We start from the raw sequence: 1,546 nt of genomic DNA, 5'->3' as shown, positions 1-1,546 counted from the left end.
GCGCGGCGTCGAGGACCGGCTGAGAGAGCAGGTGCCGGAGATCACCAAGATCGAGGTGCTCCCCTCCGAGCCGGGCGCCGGCCTCGAGGTCCCGAACGCTCCCGACGCGACCGACATCGGCTGGGTCGAGGGGCCGCCGTTCGCGACCATGCGCCACGCCACGCCGCAGCGGCTCGAGGTCGGGGACCACGACGTCCTCTTGGTCCGGTTCGACGAGAAGGTCTACGCCTACCGCAACGCGTGCGCCCACATGGGGATGCCGCTCGACGGCGGGATGGTGGACGAGACGATTCTGGGCTGCCCGTGGCACGGGTTCAAGTACGACCTGACGTCCGGCGAGTGCATCACGGTGCCGCAGGCCCAACTCGAGCCGTTCCCGGTCCGCCTCGACGAGAACAAAATCGTCTACGTCCTGCCGAGCTAGTGGCTGCTCCCGTCCTCCGTCTCGGCGCGACCGCCCCCGGCGTCCTGGCTCTGCCCGACGCCATGCCGGCACCGGGCACGATGTACGCCCCCCGCGGCGTCTACCTCGAGGACGACCTCTGCGTCGTGGCCGACAGCGGCAACCACCGCGTCCTGATCTGGCACGGCGCCCCGACGGAGGACGGGCAAGGAGCCGACGTCGTCCTGGGCCAGCCCGACATGACGAGCGAGGGCCCGCGCGCGGGCGGCGACGCCCAGCGCGGTCTCCATCTCCCGTGCGGCGTTTCGGTCTACGACGGCCGCTTGGTCGTGGCCGACGCCTGGAACCACCGAATCCTGATCTGGGACCGAATCCCCCAGCGCGACTTCCAACCGCCCGACCACGTCATCGGTCAGCCCGACGCCGACACCATCGAGGCCAACGCCGGCGGCGGGCCGACCTCGAGGACGTTCCACTGGCCCTACGGCTTCGATCTCGTGGACGGCATCTTTTGGGTGGCAGATACCGGGAATCGCCGCGTCGTCGGGTGGGACGGTTTGCCCGAGCCCGGCCAACCGGCACGATACCTCTTGGGCCAGGAGTCGTTCGAGCAGCGCGAGGAGAACCGCGGCCTCGAGGTCGGGCACGGGACGTACCGGTGGCCCCACGACGTCACCGGCGACGCCGACCGACTCTTGGTGGCCGATGCCGGTGACCACCGGATCGTCGGGTGGCGGGGGAGACCCGTCCCCGAGCGCGATTTCGATCTCCTGCTCGGCCAGGACGATGTCGCCAAGGGGTCCGAGTGGCCCTACGCTGCGCCCGGCGATCGCACGACGCGCTTCCCCTACGCCATCTCGTTCAACGCCGGCCGCCTCGCCGCAGCCGACACCGCCAACAACCGAGTTCTGGTCTGGGACGATCTCGCCCTCGAGGGCACGGGTGCCCCCGCCGACCGCGTTCTCGGGCAGCGCGACTTCGACGGCGCCGGCGAGAACCGCTGGGACATGATCCGAGACGACTCGATGTGCTGGCCCTACGGGCTCCACCTCAGCGGCGACCGGCTCGCCGTGGCCGACAGCGGCAACAACCGCGTCGTCGTATGGGACCTCAGCGCGCCGACGCCGGAGCAGCCCACCGGAT

Annotated in this window: 2 protein-coding genes; both read left to right on the top strand. The window is 70.8% G+C overall.

The window, feature by feature from the left end:
* The coding region (locus WBA11_RS07670; RefSeq protein WP_424520110.1) for a Rieske (2Fe-2S) protein at positions 1-424 on the top strand (424 nt) is incomplete at its 5' end.
* Positions 424-1,546 (top strand): NHL repeat-containing protein (locus WBA11_RS07665; protein WP_424520109.1); only part of this gene is annotated, 1,123 nt, incomplete at its 3' end. The genes WBA11_RS07670 and WBA11_RS07665, both read left to right, overlap by 1 nt.

The organism is Rubrivirga sp. (assembly GCF_049648075.1).
Classification (GTDB): Bacteria; Bacteroidota; Rhodothermia; order Rhodothermales; family Rubricoccaceae; genus Rubrivirga.
The sequence above is the reverse complement of the archived record's forward strand: the minus strand, read 5'-3'. Positions and strand labels throughout refer to the sequence as shown.